General features: G+C 35.7%; 22 protein-coding genes and 2 pseudogenes. 14 read left to right on the top strand and 10 right to left on the bottom strand.

Features of this window, described 5'->3' with window-relative positions; all coding sequences use genetic code 11:
* Positions 1-111 precede the first annotated feature (111 nt).
* From AMD01_RS24735 to AMD01_RS13695, 7 genes and pseudogenes are all read left to right on the top strand, one after another.
* Positions 112-566 (top strand): annotated as a pseudogene (locus tag AMD01_RS24735) (DUF600 domain-containing protein).
* Positions 567-792: 226 nt separating this feature from the next.
* A complete protein-coding gene (locus tag AMD01_RS13720) occupies positions 793-1,260 on the top strand; it encodes a DUF6985 domain-containing protein (RefSeq protein ID WP_053401995.1) in 468 nt (155 codons plus the stop codon).
* 140 nt (positions 1,261-1,400) lie between these two features.
* On the top strand, positions 1,401-1,856 hold the full coding sequence (locus tag AMD01_RS13715; RefSeq protein WP_053401994.1) for a DUF4274 domain-containing protein: 456 nt from the start codon (positions 1,401-1,403) through the stop codon (positions 1,854-1,856).
* Between the two features lie 232 nt (positions 1,857-2,088).
* A complete protein-coding gene (locus AMD01_RS13710; protein ID WP_242168303.1) occupies positions 2,089-2,568 on the top strand; it encodes a pentapeptide repeat-containing protein in 480 nt (159 codons plus the stop codon).
* Positions 2,569-2,778: 210 nt separating this feature from the next.
* A complete protein-coding gene (locus AMD01_RS13705) occupies positions 2,779-3,258 on the top strand; it encodes an antitoxin YezG family protein (RefSeq protein WP_053401992.1) in 480 nt (159 codons plus the stop codon).
* A gap of 97 nt (positions 3,259-3,355) precedes the next feature.
* Positions 3,356-3,919 carry a hypothetical protein gene (locus AMD01_RS13700; RefSeq protein WP_245638947.1) on the top strand — a complete coding sequence of 188 codons (564 nt, stop codon included), beginning with the start codon at positions 3,356-3,358 and terminating at the stop codon, positions 3,917-3,919.
* Between the two features lie 426 nt (positions 3,920-4,345).
* A complete protein-coding gene (locus AMD01_RS13695) occupies positions 4,346-4,816 on the top strand; it encodes a DUF6985 domain-containing protein (RefSeq protein ID WP_053402021.1) in 471 nt (156 codons plus the stop codon).
* A gap of 312 nt (positions 4,817-5,128) precedes the next feature.
* Here AMD01_RS13695 and AMD01_RS13690 read toward each other — a convergent pair whose 3' ends face one another.
* Positions 5,129-5,392 carry a DUF3986 family protein gene (locus AMD01_RS13690; protein WP_053401990.1) on the bottom strand — a complete coding sequence of 88 codons (264 nt, stop codon included), beginning with the start codon at positions 5,390-5,392 and terminating at the stop codon, positions 5,129-5,131.
* Positions 5,393-5,656: 264 nt separating this feature from the next.
* On the opposite strand from AMD01_RS13690, the gene AMD01_RS13685 reads away from it, so the two are divergent.
* Together AMD01_RS13685 and AMD01_RS13680 are read left to right on the top strand one after the other, a co-directional pair.
* A complete protein-coding gene (locus AMD01_RS13685; RefSeq protein ID WP_053401989.1) occupies positions 5,657-5,986 on the top strand; it encodes a hypothetical protein in 330 nt (109 codons plus the stop codon).
* A gap of 281 nt (positions 5,987-6,267) precedes the next feature.
* Entirely contained in the window at positions 6,268-6,822 is a 555-nt protein-coding gene (locus tag AMD01_RS13680; protein ID WP_053401988.1) for an SUKH-4 family immunity protein, read from the top strand.
* Positions 6,823-6,995: 173 nt separating this feature from the next.
* Here the strand turns inward: AMD01_RS13680 and AMD01_RS13675 are convergent, their stop codons facing one another.
* Both AMD01_RS13675 and AMD01_RS13670 read right to left on the bottom strand, forming a co-directional pair.
* Entirely contained in the window at positions 6,996-7,352 is a 357-nt protein-coding gene (locus AMD01_RS13675; protein WP_053401987.1) for a hypothetical protein, read from the bottom strand.
* A gap of 248 nt (positions 7,353-7,600) precedes the next feature.
* Positions 7,601-8,644 (bottom strand): 2,3-butanediol dehydrogenase, encoded by a 1,044-nt coding sequence (locus tag AMD01_RS13670; protein WP_053401986.1) that lies wholly within the window; start codon positions 8,642-8,644, stop codon positions 7,601-7,603.
* Between the two features lie 131 nt (positions 8,645-8,775).
* On the opposite strand from AMD01_RS13670, the gene AMD01_RS13665 reads away from it, so the two are divergent.
* From AMD01_RS13665 to AMD01_RS24175, 5 genes and pseudogenes are all read left to right on the top strand, one after another.
* Entirely contained in the window at positions 8,776-9,681 is a 906-nt protein-coding gene (locus AMD01_RS13665; RefSeq protein ID WP_053401985.1) for a LysR family transcriptional regulator, read from the top strand.
* A gap of 88 nt (positions 9,682-9,769) precedes the next feature.
* Positions 9,770-10,147, top strand: coding sequence for a hypothetical protein (locus tag AMD01_RS13660; RefSeq protein WP_053401984.1), 378 nt, complete (start codon positions 9,770-9,772; stop codon positions 10,145-10,147).
* 377 nt (positions 10,148-10,524) lie between these two features.
* Entirely contained in the window at positions 10,525-10,752 is a 228-nt protein-coding gene (locus AMD01_RS13655; RefSeq protein WP_053401983.1) for a helix-turn-helix transcriptional regulator, read from the top strand.
* Position 10,753: 1 nt separating this feature from the next.
* A complete protein-coding gene (locus AMD01_RS13650) occupies positions 10,754-11,104 on the top strand; it encodes a hypothetical protein (protein ID WP_053401982.1) in 351 nt (116 codons plus the stop codon).
* Between the two features lie 54 nt (positions 11,105-11,158).
* Positions 11,159-11,368: pseudogene (locus AMD01_RS24175) on the top strand (alpha/beta fold hydrolase); the annotation flags it as partial.
* A 178-nt stretch (positions 11,369-11,546) separates the two neighbouring features.
* On the opposite strand, the gene AMD01_RS13645 reads toward AMD01_RS24175, so the two are convergent.
* The 7 genes from AMD01_RS13645 to AMD01_RS13615 all read right to left on the bottom strand — a co-directional run bounded on the left by AMD01_RS13645 (position 11,547) and on the right by AMD01_RS13615 (position 15,324).
* Positions 11,547-11,978 carry a GNAT family N-acetyltransferase gene (locus AMD01_RS13645; protein ID WP_053401981.1) on the bottom strand — a complete coding sequence of 144 codons (432 nt, stop codon included), beginning with the start codon at positions 11,976-11,978 and terminating at the stop codon, positions 11,547-11,549.
* A gap of 214 nt (positions 11,979-12,192) precedes the next feature.
* The gene (locus AMD01_RS13640; protein ID WP_053401980.1) at positions 12,193-12,615 is read right to left on the bottom strand and encodes a DUF3139 domain-containing protein; all 423 of its coding nucleotides are present in this window, start codon (positions 12,613-12,615) and stop codon (positions 12,193-12,195) included.
* 22 nt (positions 12,616-12,637) lie between these two features.
* A complete protein-coding gene (locus AMD01_RS13635; RefSeq protein ID WP_053401979.1) occupies positions 12,638-12,856 on the bottom strand; it encodes a hypothetical protein in 219 nt (72 codons plus the stop codon).
* A gap of 97 nt (positions 12,857-12,953) precedes the next feature.
* Positions 12,954-13,403, bottom strand: a complete 450-nt coding sequence (locus AMD01_RS13630) for a helix-turn-helix domain-containing protein (RefSeq protein ID WP_053401978.1) — start codon at positions 13,401-13,403, stop codon at positions 12,954-12,956.
* Positions 13,404-13,667: 264 nt separating this feature from the next.
* Entirely contained in the window at positions 13,668-14,201 is a 534-nt protein-coding gene (locus AMD01_RS13625; protein ID WP_053401977.1) for a cysteine hydrolase family protein, read from the bottom strand.
* 12 nt (positions 14,202-14,213) lie between these two features.
* A complete protein-coding gene (locus AMD01_RS13620; RefSeq protein WP_053401976.1) occupies positions 14,214-14,564 on the bottom strand; it encodes a DUF6176 family protein in 351 nt (116 codons plus the stop codon).
* Between the two features lies 1 nt (position 14,565).
* Positions 14,566-15,324 carry a class I SAM-dependent methyltransferase gene (locus tag AMD01_RS13615; protein ID WP_053401975.1) on the bottom strand — a complete coding sequence of 253 codons (759 nt, stop codon included), beginning with the start codon at positions 15,322-15,324 and terminating at the stop codon, positions 14,566-14,568.
* Positions 15,325-15,447 lie beyond the last annotated feature (123 nt).

The raw sequence follows: 15,447 nt of genomic DNA, 5'->3' as shown, positions 1-15,447 counted from the left end.
TCAAACCATTTCTATTCTTCGAAGCCCAACCTTTGCTTTCCCCTATCTTTTAATATTCACCCAATGTTGCTTGGAAGAAGTATCTAGGAAATGGAAAGAGTGAAAAGTAGAGTGAAAGAATTTGAAGATCAGTTTAGTGAGTTGCAAGGGGATATGATCTCGATCTGCCTAGAATATGTTGAAGATCAAGCAGATGAAGTATATATTCATGCCTCCCATTGAGGAAGGAATTACGGGTAGTGAGTTTTTCTACTTAATTAATGACACATATGTAGAGTGTCACAAAGTAAATGACAAAGTAAATGACAAAGTAAATGACAAAGTAAATGACACAGTAAGAGATCGAGATGAACAGTATGATATATCCGGAAACCGTCAATCAATGGTCCCGCGTATACTATGTGAAGACATCAAAAAAAATGAAATTATTATGTATTGAATACCAGGAAGCAATGCCAATCGAAATGAAGTTAGTGTATGAATTGTTACATACCATTCATGACACAAAACTGCCTGAGGATTTTGCGGATGAATGGTTTGAGGAAGTAAAGCGGAACAAGCTTTAAACGTTTGCGGCACTAGGTAAAGTCTTCGTAAGTTCTAGTAGTTAATTTAGCCATAAGATCCTCACTGCATTTTGTTATTGAAAACGTGGGGTAAGGTGTGTGGATGACGTTTAAAAGGATGGTATATGATAACTAGGCCCTTCATAAATACCCAAATAACATGCTTAGATAAAATAAACAAGTTATGACGGCATAGTGTCTATCCATAAAAAGAGGAGATGGTAACATGAATATAAATGATCCTATTTTCGGTGAACTTGAATACGAGTATGGTTGGGTTAAAGATTTAACCGTTTATTTTTTCGGAAGAGAATGTGAGATATCCTTGATGGTAGATGGTGAAGAAAATGGGGAATTTAGTGACGAGCAATATGCTGCATATCAAGCACTAATGCTGAATTGGGCATACTTACAGCAAAATTTATTGCAATCAATAGTCGAATACTACAAACAAAAGAGACATGAGCTGGGTTATGACATAGAAGTAAACGACCATTACCCACCTATTGAAACACAAGATCAACTAATAGAAATGATAACGTTGGACGGAATTGTTGTTCCATATGCAGATATTTTTGACGAGCGAGATATTGGCATGACGTTTAACTGTACATGGGATATAGAGAATGGGGTAGGAATCCGTTTATTAAACGAAAAAGTAGCGCAAATAGGTTATCAGGATGTCGCGATTTAAAATTGGAATTTCCACCAAAGTATTAGTTAAATGTAGAGCACTTCACTGTCGACTAAAGGCAACGAGTGCTTTTTTAATAGGAACAAACTATTACCAGTATTGTAGAAGCGAAAATACGTTAACAAAAGGGGGAACGTGTAATGGACAAGAAAGATATTAGATTACTTAAGGAATTACTTTATCATACAAGTAAAGAGGATACAATAAGTCGAATAAAGAATGTACAGAATCCCATTATCCTTCATTGTTTTGCGGCACATTATAACTGGAATAGTGGATTGGATATTCCAAATGCTATTCTTGAAAACAACCATTGTGACTTAGGAACGGGATTATTAATGTTCCATTATGCCGATGGATATCGACTATTAGTAAGCCCGGAGGAAGTTTTGAATTCTTCGTTGCAAGAATGGAAGGTTTTTATATTTAAACTCAAAAACAAAATTGCGAAGGTGGATTTCAAAACACAAGATATATCGTTTACCCCTGAATTAACAAAAATTCAAATATTCAAGTTAAAAAAAGCAAACCCAAGTATTTCAGATATGCTCATCAATGAGTCACCGGGAATTTCAATTGCTATTCCTAAAGTATAGATAAATACCAAAAGCTCATTACAACACATTATTATTTGAATTACGAGTTGAAGGGTAGGCAGTACAACAAGAAGGAATATTTGGTATCCTTAAAGGGGGAATTATAATTAATAATCCCAATAAAAGAGAATTAATTCATCTTTTAGAATTACATAAAATTTGGCTTGATTCTCTAGGATTAGAAGGCAAGAAGTTAGTTCTCGATGAAGTAAAGTTGACCCAAGTGGATTTAATGAACTATTCATTAAATCAGGCACATATCACAGATTGTCTCTTTAATAATATGCATTTAATCGATATAGAAATGTATTCTTCAACTATTTGTTCTTCAAGCTTTGTATGTGCGAATCTAGAAAATGCGGATTTCTATAAAACAGATGTTTCTTATGCAAACTTTACAAACGCAAACCTTCGAAATACAAGATTTGCTAAGAGTGATTGCATTAAAACTACATTTAATCATGCAAACTTAAGTGATGCAAAATTAGTAGCAGCCCTTTTTGATCATGCAGATTTTCGTCATGCAAACCTTCAAAATGCAGACGTAAGCGAATCGACGTTTGAAAATGTATTACTAAAAGGAGCTAACCTAACGGGGATTCAAGGGTTAGAAGAAGCTTTTATTAAAAGTATTAATATTGGAACCCCAGAACGACCAAACATCCTAATAGGTGGAGAAGCTAGACAGTGGTTAGACGCGAGGAGTAATTGAAGTGATAGCTTTGATTGGCTAACCACGATTTAAGGTTTTTATTATAGATAAAACAATATGACTTTAGGTGAAAACCTCTTATTCGCTGTGTAAGTGTTAAATTAAGCGATTACAAAAACAATGGGACCCAAACGCTTGTGATGAATGGGGTAGAGAGGTTTAAGGTTTAAGGTTTTAAATTATAGAAAATAAATCGAGAGGATGAAATAGTTGGAGAAAAGATTGAACGATTTATATAAAAAGATCGCCGAAACTGTCCATAAAATGATTCCAGAAGAATGGGACAGATTTTACTATTATGCCCAAATTTCAGAGGAGGGTGGAGGAACATACTTCTTCTATCAGCCTTCATCCAATCCGAGTTTGCATGTATATAGTCTCAAAATCCCCTTCAAGTATCACGTGGACGAAAAATCCTTTAAATTACATAAAAGAAAGCTCTATTCCTTATCAGAAGAAGTAAGAGACGTTTTTCAAAGGGAAGAGCAGGAACTTTGGTATTCTTTCACGCTGAAACTAGAGAAAACAGGCGAACTAAATGTTCATTTTGACTATACCAATTGGTTTGATACAGAATATAGTTTCAGCGACCAAATGGCGATTTGGAAAAATAAGTACTTAGGCGAAGAACCGGATGATAAGGCTTTAATAAATAAATATCATTCTGAATTTCCACATGATCCAATTTAATGTGAATACTATTATTAATTTGCGGATGAATGGTTTGAGGAAGTGAAAAGGAAAAATCTACAAAGAAATATAGGATAACGAAACCATTGCTATCTTTGTGAAAACGAAGCACGGCAAATATGACTATTTTAGCATATTAAAAGATAAAAACAATTATGGAATAGACTTATGGTTTATGGAGGAGCAGAAAATGAGCTTTGAAATGGAACCCCAAATAAAAACAGTTTTAGAAAAAATCGAATTCGTTAATAGATATAAATTGTTATCTGACAGATTTAGAGGGAATCCCAATGATGTAAATGATAGATTAGAAAATTATAACTTAGGAAAAGTTAACGAAATATTTGCAAAGTTAGGTTATGATGCAGCTTTTAATAGCAAGGAAAAATTTTTCAAAGTCGGAGTTGTCATTGATTCAACGAATTATACGATATGGTGTAATGTAATTTTAGAATATGGAATGACGGAGTTTATTTGGGTTGTTTATTATAATAATGAGCTAAGATTAGGCAGTCCTTGGAGCGTTTACTCTAGATTATTAATTGATCCGAATGAAAGAATAAAAAAGCCCGTGTATCGAAGTTATGAAGAATTAGAAGAGATACTGAAAGAAGCCTTTTTAATGTATGAAGATTTTAAATTTAATTTAATTAATTTGTAAGGTGCAGAATTAACATTACAAGAAGAAAAGAAAAAATACAGAAATAATTAAATACTAGGAAGCTTTAAATATTGGTAATAGATCAGCCATTGAATATTGGATCAAACGGTACTGAGAAAGTATGATGACACTTGGAGACTATTTACTAACTAACGGAGCCCTATTTAAAACCAGAGGTGCTAATCTTAAAATCTACCCCAAAAGAAATTATTCAAGTATGTGAAGAATAAACTTGAAAACTTCATTAACTATAGGAAACATTGAAAGTAAAATGCATATGAGGTCATATAAAGCTAAAGAAGCTGCTATTAAGAATTTGTATGTCATTACTGATTCTGTGTGGACAATAGAATAAATTTGATCAATGGATAGAAGTGGCCAAGGAATAGTTATTGGTTGATAAGCTGCTGAGGAGAGAAAATGAAAATGAAAATGAATGATGCGGTTTTTGGAGAACTTGAGTTTAATGGTTACGACTGGATTGGATATAAAAATATGGAATTTTTTGGAACTGAAGTTAGAGTTGCGGTAATTGTCAGTGGAGAAGATGAAGAACAATTTGAAGCAGGACAATATGGTGCATATAACTTTTTAATCGAAAAGTGGGATCAACTACAACAAAGTATTTTGAAGGCTATATTAGACTACTACAAACAGGAAAGATATGAACTTGGTTATGAAGTTGAGCCTAACGAAACCTATCCCTTAATAGAGACAGCTACTCAGCTTCTTAAACAAATAACCTTAGTTGGAATTTTTGTGCCAGATAATGATCTGATCAATTTATTTGATATCGGACTTACATTTGATTGCACATGGGATATGGAAAATGGGTTAGGTATTTGTCTTAAAAAAGGTGAAGTGATGCAAGTAGGTTACCAAGACGTCGTCCTCTAAATCATTTTATGTTAGAAAACCGGGAGGAATTACGTCCTTATCTAAGCAGTGGTTATTGATCATTTGCACAACATCACAGGATTAAGGATGCATTTGGAAGAGTGAGATATGATATGGCTCCTAGACGAATGTTTCAGTGTCTATACATTGTAAGTGAAGATGGCGAAGAAATTGGAGTAGTATTCCAAAAATGTGAAAAAGACATGCCTACTGAAATCAAACTAATATATAATGTGTAAAATGATAAGTTTGAAGCTAAATACGAGTATAATTTAACACACACACATGTAGAAAGCTAATACAATTAGCTTTCTATACGATTCCGCAATTTAATAACCACTGTTCAAATTTCTTCCCACCGTAATGATCATCAAGTTCCTCAATTTCAATAGAAAAGATTTTTGTGCCAAATCCTTTTAATTCGTTCCCTTGGGAAGGTTTTTTCAAATCATATTGCTTGAAATCAAAGAAGATGTCCCACATGTTTTGTGATTGTCTTTTAAAAGCGACAGCTTCTAAATCAAAGTCATTTTCATAATAACCTAAATGCAAATGATAGTTATCAGCATATAACACTTTTACACACCCCGCTCAAATCATTGCTTTGTGCCGTCTTTACACATTTTTTCATTCCTAAAGCTATCAGCAACCTTTTTAGTAAATCACGCTAAAAAACTAATTTAACGGACAAGCCCTAAAAGCACATCGCGTATGTACAGTGCTGCGAAATAGCCTGTTTAACGGCTAAAGGAATATCCTATTCTATCATATATAGGAATGGCTCGTATAAAAAGACAAAGAACATTTACTTGAAAAATTAGGGAAGAGGTAATAGCAAAGGTGGAAACAATTCATTTAGTAGTTCTTAACGATTACAATGTCAACAAGCATATTCGTTTGTTAAGAAGAAGAACATCTAAATCTATAGGGGACATAAGAGAGAACATCCTCATGGGCAAACCAGTTATTAAATGTAGTTATAGTAATAAAGGAGAATTAGAGTGTTTAGTACTGTCTGCTGAAGAATTGATTCGAATGGGAGCAAGCATTAAAATTTATGAAGGTGAAGAAGAGATTACACTCCTACTCGTTAAGAATTTAATTAAAACGATAGAAGGAATTGAAAGAGATAGAGAACAAACAGATGACCTAATGTTTGATGAAGAATAAGTAAACCAGAAATAGGGTTACAATCAGGATTTTAGCTATTGCAGCTACTTCATCATACATAAAAGGGGGCATCCTATTTTTACAATACTACAAAACTTATAGCTAATCCTAAAAAATTAGAAACACATGAACGCAAAGTCCTTGATTTCCGTGAAGAGACGACAAGTGCTTTTTTAGAGCCTGAAAATATAATGATGATCTTAGAAAATCGACTATTCGTTATACCAGATGATACTTCGTTGTTTTGTTGAAAATAGATAATAGGTAATGGAGGTATAAAGATGATTTTACCACAAGACTTTTTAGACAGTTGGAATAGAGACATTTATGGTTTAATTAATTATGATGAAAAAATAATCAATTCATTTTGCCTATCTCCAGGAACGAAAGATTTTTTAATTAGAGCAGGCTTCCCAGAGTCCGCTCCTCCGTTTCTCACGTTTGAATCTGCCGATAACGGTGGTGGAGATAGGCTAGTCAAAAAAAATGATCAATTAGGGACGATGTATGAGAAGTTTTTATATTTTGGATTTACTGGAAGTGGATATCCCATCTGCATTGATGAGTCTAATTCAAAACTTGTGTACATAGATTACGATCATGATAACAAAATTGTGCTAATTAATACCACGATAGCAAACTTTGCTGAAACATTACTTGTCTACTTGGAATTTATAAAAAAAGTAAAAGTCGCGAACGGAAGAAGAGCATATCTCGAGAAAAATGCACCTCACGATTTAGTAGAGTGGATTTACAGTGCACTTCAAAAAATTGATGCAATCTCTTTAAGTAAAGGGGCTTTTTGGAAAGAAGAGATTGATAGCTTTAACGAGTAAGGTGATAGAGAGGTAAAGGTAAAGGTAAAGGGAATATGATACGAACAAAAACGCATCTTAGTATGTCTTACAATGAGAAACAGGAGAACTAAAAGGGAAGCAGCGAAAATATTGAAGTGGCAGCTATCATGAAAATACATTTCTAACGATTAGACAGCTATTTGAGGAGAACTTCAACCTGGAATAGGAGGAACCTCGTTTCTTGTCGGTGGTTCACCGTTGATAAACGTAATATTTATCGAACCCATTATTTCCTTCTCTTCCTTACCTTTTACGATGTCCTCAGAAAATTCATTCATCATTTGGCTGATTTCTGCAAATAAAACTAGTCCGTTTTGATTAAACAAATGCAATAGATTTCTTACTCCTTTTGCTTCTATTTCAAAATTAATCACAATTATTTTGTTGGAATACATCGTATGATTTGTTACCCAGCCCCCACACGTCTGAATGCTATTTACCGCATGATCAATCATTTCGTATCTATTTTCTCTTGTAAAACCTTTTACTCGAATAACGCTTGGTAACATAAGATTCCACCTGCTTCGCTAAGTTTTCTTTCGATTTCTATTCTTACACTAGATTACCTAACTATGATGGGTTCGTAAATAGATCTAGACGTACAATGCCACTTGGACGATTCGGTTTAAGTTAAATCAGAATGGTAAAATAGATAAGAAAATTACATATATTATCTATACATTTCTCTCTGTAAAAAAACTAGAAATCCCCTCCTTATCATTAGAGAATTTCTAGTTCTACATTATTACAATGTTGATTACTGTTCTGATTTAACTAGGATTTTAACTTGGTTTTTTTCTTTAATTAGACTTTCAAAACCTTCTTTAATTACGTCGTCTAGGGCGATCTTTTTTGTCACTAACTTTTCTGCTGAGAAGTAGCCTTTTTGCATAAGAGATAATACAGCAGGAAAAACGTTACGATATCCAATAATTCCTTTGACCGTTCGTTCTTTAATAACAATATCGTTTGGCAGAATTTCTGCTCCTTTTTCCCAAATGCTAACGATGATTGTTTCTCCGCCAATTCCCGTTGATTGTATAGCCTGGCGTAATACAACAGGCACACCCGTTACTTCAAATGATACGTCTACGCCGCCATCAGTTAATCTAGCAATCTCAGCGACTGTATCGCCAACCTCAGCCGGATTAACAATGATAGCACCTAATTCTTCTGCTTTTGCTTGTCGTTCTGGAGACAGTTCTACTGCATAAATATCAGTTGCTCCTGCTGCTTTTAACGCTTCAATTACAAGAAGGCCAATCGGTCCACAGCCATATACAGCGACTTTATCTCCTGCTTTTACTTTACTTGAACGAACAGCATAAAGAGCAACGGCTGCTGGTTCTACTAAAGCACCTTGTTCATAGGATAAATCATCTGGAAGCTTAAATAGAAGCTCTTCGTCCACCGCAACATATTCACTCAGACCTCCTCCTCCACCAGCTAAGCCTAAGAATCCCATTTGTTCATCTAGGTTATAAGCACCTTGATGTCCGTGTGTAGCAAAGATTGGCTCAACAACTACACGATCACCTATCTTATAGTGAGTAACACCGTCTCCAACCTCTACTACTTCTCCTGAAAATTCATGTCCAAGTGTTACTGGAGCTGTCTCATTTGTGAGGGGATGTGGCTGGTCAACTGGAATAAATATAGGTCCACCTAAGTATTCATGAAGATCACTTCCACAAATTCCACACCATTTTACTTTCATTTTTACTTGACCAGATTTTAAAACGGGTTCCTCTATTTCTTCAAGGCGAATGTCTTTTTGATTATGCCATCTTAACGCTTTCATCTGCTACATCTCCTTATGTCATGTGATTTCTTCTATTACACTGTAAGTATACAATCAACTTTACTTATGATAAATTTGGTTAATATTAACTATCCTTAAGTAATACTTAACTAAACGAAAAAGAGGGAATTATGAATATTGAACAATTAAAATATATGGTCGAAATAGGGAGGGCTGGTTCTTTAAAAGAAGCAGCTGACAATCTTCACATCACGTTACCTGCACTTAGTCAATCGATAACGAATTTAGAGAAAGAACTAAATATCATGATTTTTCATCGTTCTAGGAGAGGATCTGTACCCACAGAAGAAGGTCACAGGCTAATCAATAAGGCGGCTTCCGCGCTACAAAAGATCCAAGAATTTACGGACGAAGCAGAAGCGTACACAAATACAATGAACGGCGAAATAAAAATTGCTACTTACCCCGGTCCAATGGAAATCCTCGTTAATTTAGTAACAGAAATAAAAAGAGAATATCCAAATATAAAAGCTTGTGTCTATGAGAATAGTACAGAGTATATTATTGATAAAGTCCTAGAAGGAGAAGTGGACGTTGGTTTTATTACATATACAGAAAAGGAAGAAAAGAAGTACCGAAATTTAGTGTTCAAAAAGCTTTTAGATGGTCATATGGTTGTTGCAGCAAACAAGCAATCCCCATTAGCACAAAAAAACCTCATTAAAGAAGAGATGCTGGTCAACCAGCCAATCGTCTTATACAATGACAAATACATTCAAGAGTTTATGACGGGTTTTAATGCGTTCCCATTTGATATTTTATTTACAACTAATAATGTAGATACCATCCGACACACATTGGAAAACAATACGGCAATTAATATAGGATTTGACTATGCCTTTAAGACAGATGCTGGATTATCTAGAAGCAATGAATATGTGGTTGTTAATTTTGCTCCCCCTCACTACAAAACGTATTCTTTTGGTTACTTTTATAATGCCAATAACGGTCTTTCAAGAATCATAAGGGAATTTTTGAGTCGAATTCACCGAACTTTAGAGAACGATAATCTATAAAGCAAGCTTGCCAATATCTATTTTAAACATAAAGTAATCCATCGTTGTCACCATTTTCAAACGTTTAGTAAAAAGGAGAGATAAGATAATGAGCGTATCCATTTATTACACAGCGACAAGAAAGCAAAAGCTCACTTCATCTGAGCAGGCCCTCATTACTCAGTTAATCGAAAACTATTCTGTTGATAAAGAGATAGAAGAATATCTAAACACAGGTCAAGGCTACAATTGGACAAGTTTTTACGTGTATGATTCGAAGAGTCCAACGGAGCCTGATGTTATTTTTGAAGGATCTACTCAATTGCCAAGTAACAGTGCAGAGGCCATGTTTGATGGGGTTACTCATTGGGCGACACTTCTCTCTAACATTCGCAACGTTGTAAAAGGAGCCGACTGGCATGTTCACGTAGATGATCACGATCTTACTTGGGATGAGAAAGCGTTAGAATATGATATAACGAAATAGGTTAACTCAAAGGAAGAGATGTTTAGAGCAATCAAAGAAACTTTCTCAACGTTTCATTATCCTGAAACAATGTGTGACTTTTTTCGAGACATATCGGACGCTGTTTATTGTCCCTCTACTTCAACACAAACTGTTAAATGATCAAAGAATTTTCAAAAGCGGAGCAGCAGCTAATTGCCAATAAATAATGAAAAAGTGCTAGGCGCATTTTATCCAAAGCCCAACGAAATCATCCATTTCGTTGGGCTTTTTATACATATTTACTTTAAATATGTTAAATCAATATTAGTTAAAATAAATATATTTATAAATTTTGTATAAGTTCACTTTATTTTTAGAAGAAAATGGATTACAATTCAAATGAAGAGGTGAAGATCATGAAGAAGGATATTGGTGATTCCATATCAAATAAGGTGTATGAATATCGTGTACTTGCTAGACTGTCTCAGCAAGAGTTGGCAAATCAAGTCGGCGTGTCAAAACAAACCATCTTCGTAATGGAAAAGGGCAATTATGTTCCAACTCTGTTGTTAGCCTATCGAATTTCGGCATTTTTCAACGTGGATGTAAATGAAATTTTTAGTTATGTGAAAGGAAATGATTAAAATGACGATTAATTTTATGTCAAACATTCATCATGCTATTTTCCAACCTATAAGATCTTGGGCTGAACATTCCAACGGAAATTGGAACATTCTTGTTGGAAGTGGGTTTGTGTTACTAGTTGTTGGCGCCATTCTCACATACGTATTTCATCGAAAAATGGGGCCGTCTGATGAAAGAACAATGGGAATCTCACTGAGAACAGCTTACATTATGCTTTGTGTATTCATCCTATGTGACATCATTTTTCCGAAAGAATATATGTGGCAAATTTTCCTCTTGTTTAAATACTCGTTCGTCTTTTTCGCTGCTGCCATTTATCTTGCCATTCGCTATAAAAAAGAATTTTTTTAACGATCAGGAAAAGAGAGAGCCTGTTTCCTTTTAAAAAACAAATCTTCCGCTACAACCTTACGATTGGAACCCTCTATTCCGGTACTGGTTGCACAGGGAAGTGATGATATGATCACGCCAGCTCTTATTCAAGAACTTTTACTTCAATATATTCCGCATGCAGAGCTAGCAGAAATTCAAGAATGTGGGCATTGGACAGTCGTTGAGAAGCCTGACAAAATAAATCATTTAGCAAGAGAGTTTTTTGTTCCTCGGGTGATCTAGAAGATTATTGCTTAGTACTTTTTAAGCTATGACATGATACCATTTCATTCAAAAGCCCCTTCATTAAACGAAGGGGCTTTTGAATGAATACCATATGATCAATACAAGAGCATAATTGACAAATATATTTGTGCTACTTTCTTCAATCTTATAGGTTGATTAAAAGCTAATTCTTTTATTATTGCAATGTTTTCTGAAATCCCGTGCTTTTTGCTTCATACCCAAGGGTTTGGTAAAAAGCATGAGCAGCTTGTCTTTCCTCACGATTTCCACTATTTAAGCCGATACCCGTAGCTCCTTGTAGAATAGCCCATTGTTCAGCTGCCTTCAGTAGCTTCTCACCAATTCCACGCCTGCGATATTCTTTATGGACTACAAATGCAACAATCCGCACAGAGACTCCATCATGCTCATAAAAAACGCCCGTAGATAATCCAACTAACGCGACGACTCGCTTATCCTCCTCGGCAACTAACGTATGATAATAGGGAAGGGATTGAATATGAGTAAAGCGCTTGGTCATTTGCTCAATCGTTGTTGGATAGCCTAACTGATTCATTAATTCTGTTATATGCGGGATATCTAGTGAGGTAGGAATACGAATGTCCATATCATGATCTCCTTTGTGACTAGATCTGTTTCTTCGGTTTTTTTATATGCTAAAATGCGCCTTACTCTCAGTATAGAAAACGACCTAGAAGTTGTAAATATATGTAATGGATTGATCTTGTCAAAAAAGAAAGAATGCTTATCGTTTACTAGTAGAAACATATGAAGAGGAGGAGAAGAAGTGCTTGAATAGATATAAAAGCCCTCTTAGCAGCTTATCTGCTCGTGCAATTTTTTTCTTTATGGAGCCCTGTTTTGGGAATATGGTTTTTAATACTCGGATCATAAATAGATTCCTGAAAGCAAAGCTGGGTGACTTGTTTTCCATAGAGTTTCACTGCATAAAAATAATAAACACCGGGCTCATCGTTAAATTCTACGCGATATTTTGATTCAAAATAAGAATCATTTCCCCCAAGGTACGTAATGATTTTTTCCTTTATATCCTTCTCTTTGTATCCTTGCTCTGTAAGATAACTTGGTACGTATTTATCTAGAACGTAATTTTCATATGGATCTCCGTTGTTTGATGCATAAATGATATAACCAACTGGGATTAAAATCATTGTACATAACGCTACAATGACACCTAAAATAATGGACGTAAGTTTAAACGTTTTACGTGTTAAAAAAGCCATATGCGCATCTCCATTTCATAATCTAGTTATTTTGTCTAGTAATATTTTCTTTTCGAAGCACCCAGATAAAGCAGACTACAGCTACAAACGCAAACGGTGCTAATAAAATAATACCTGTTACCTTTAATCCGGTAAATCCAAAAATAAGTGACCACGTGACGCCTGTGATGAAAGCAGCTCCAACGAAAATACCGATAAAAAATGCTTTTAACGTGAAATAGTTTACAGGAGAATAATTCATAAAAAATCTTCCTTTCGATTTAATAATTCCTCTAAGCGATAACGCTACCATTTCTGTTTACAAAAATAAGCATAGAAAGAAAGGGGGAGAGCCCCCCTTATTCTGAAAGCTTTTTAAAATATGCATAGGCTTCTTCTTGATCAAAAGAGCTAAACCAGCGGTAGTGGTCTTGATCAATAATTCGATAGTGCTGACTAACCATATTTTGCTGAAGCTTAAATCGGTCGTTCTCTTCAAGAAGCTTCCACCATACTTTGCCGCCCATCGTTTTTTCCTTTGGCATCTCGATCGTGTCTAGTGCTAGAAGTTCTATCACTTCTAATGGGTCATCACCGAGCACATTTTGAAGAATTTCCGACTCTCGAAACAGAGCGCATACCGCAACGATACATGTCCATGTAGCGAGCGAACGTTCCTTTTCAATTTGAACGAGCGTCTTTTTTGAAAGCCCTAAAACCTCTGCCATTTGTTCCTGAGTAAAGCCTTTCTCATGGCGAACGAGACGTATTTTTTTTGACACTGTTTCTACTATTTGCTGCTTATCCATTGTGCACCTCTTACATTACTTATGTTATTTATAGTGTAATATTACACCTAAAAAAAGCCGTATTCAACTATTTTCTGAAAACTTTTCTTTCGAAATAGAAAAACATGATAAGATAGTAATAAAAAAGGAGAAGATTTTATGTCTATTCCTCAAACATGCATAAAACCGTTTCCAGATTACGAGGACGTATTTAATAAGGAAATGCCGTTGTTTGTTTTGAGTATACGTAAAAGCGCCGGTGCAATTTACGCACTGGCGCTTTGTTTACCTATCCGTTTGGGCCGTCAAATATTTCTCATACTCGACTACCTCAATAACATCAGAGCGATTTAATATACTACTGATAAAATCACGAATGTCTAAGCCAGGCATTTCGTACGTCTCGTCTGTATTGACCGTGCTTGTGGCATCTTCAATCAGCGTTACCTCATAGCCACGATCAAATGCAGCAACCGCAGTAAATAGACAGCAATATTCAATGTTAAAGCCTGTAATAAAGACGTGTTTAATGTCTAACGTCTGCAAAAGCTGATCCAAACTTGTTTGAAAAAAAGCGCTTGGCGTGCGCTTTTCGATAATATAGTCGGCGCTTTCTTGTAAGGCGGGAGGAAGCTGAGAGCCTGCTTCTTCTCTGTAGAACGAATGGTGTTCTTCCTCGCTCACATGTCGCATCACAATGACAGGTGAACCGCTAGATTTGAAGTCGTTCACCATCTTTCGAATGACGGAAACCTCTTTCCGAAAATCCCCTGATTGTAGGAGCGTGTTCTGGGCGTCAATGACAAGCAGTGCGTTCATCGTTCCATCTCCTTAACTATTGTTCATGCTTTCTTTAATCTTATGTGGAATCATGACTACCTCTGTGCTTAAGTCAACAGGGGAAAAGTCAGGATCAATGCACTCTTCCCAGTACTGAAGATGCTTTTTATCAATCCAATGATCAGAATCTTCGACCTGTTGACCGCCAGTTCCTTGGATCGAATACCAATAAAGATATTCTTCACCATCTAGCGTTTCACGAAAAATCGTTTCCACATACATTTTTTCACCTTCTAATGTAACGAGCACATCTAATAAATGATCATTTAAAAAGGCGAGCCATTCATCCACTTTTTGCGTTTTATTCTTTTTCACACGAAATCTTGTTAACTCTACATTCATTCTACGATTCTCCCAATTTACAGACGACAATCATTTGAGGACTTTGAGCAGTAAATTCACGTTTCATCCAATCGCCGTAACACTCCACCATTTGAAAGTTATGCTGAGAAAGCAGGCGCTCAAGCTCTAATGGATAAGTATAGCGTAGTTTAATGCGATCTTTTTCTTCTTTTACGACTTCATCCTGCTCGTAAACGAAGCGAATGGTTTCGCAAGTTAGTATTTGAGTTGCGTGATCATACATTTCCTCGTGCTTCTCGAGAATTTCCTGACTATATACATTCGTGTCCCGTACTTCATATCTGTCGGGAACAGCCAAGTCCTGAAGCACTGGATTACGAGTATCAAAGATAAACAGCCCACCGGGTTTCAAATGATTTTTGACACCTGCTAGCAAGTGATCTTGATCTTTATTTGTTAAAAAGTGTTGAAATGAATTTCCTATCATAAACACCATGGAGGCTTGAACAGGAAGATTTAGCATCGTGCAGTCTTGCTGGTAAAACGACGCGTCCACCCGTTCTCTTGTTGCTTTTTCCTTCGCTCGCTCAAGCATACCTGCGTGTAAATCCACTCCAATCACCGTATGACCTTGTTTCGCAAGAGGAATTGTTGCGCGTCCTGTTCCGCATGCTAGCTCTAAAATCGGGCCGTGACAATGACTTGCATATTCTTTTATCGTTTCGACATCTTGTAATACTACACGATGTAAGTAGTCATATTGCTTGGGATCTGCATATTTTTCAAGGTTATCCTGCATGCTGTTCGTCCTTTCCTTTCCATCATTTTCAATTATATACCAAATGATGAAATATTTCGATATCCGAAGATGATCTCGTGTAGGGAGGAGAAGGGAGAACATTTAGGTTCATATTTTGTTAAA

It is taken from the genome of Priestia koreensis, from assembly GCF_001274935.1.
In the GTDB taxonomy this organism is placed as follows: domain Bacteria; phylum Bacillota; class Bacilli; order Bacillales; family Bacillaceae_H; genus Bacillus_AG; species Bacillus_AG koreensis.
This window is presented reverse-complemented; position numbering and strand designations above follow the sequence as displayed.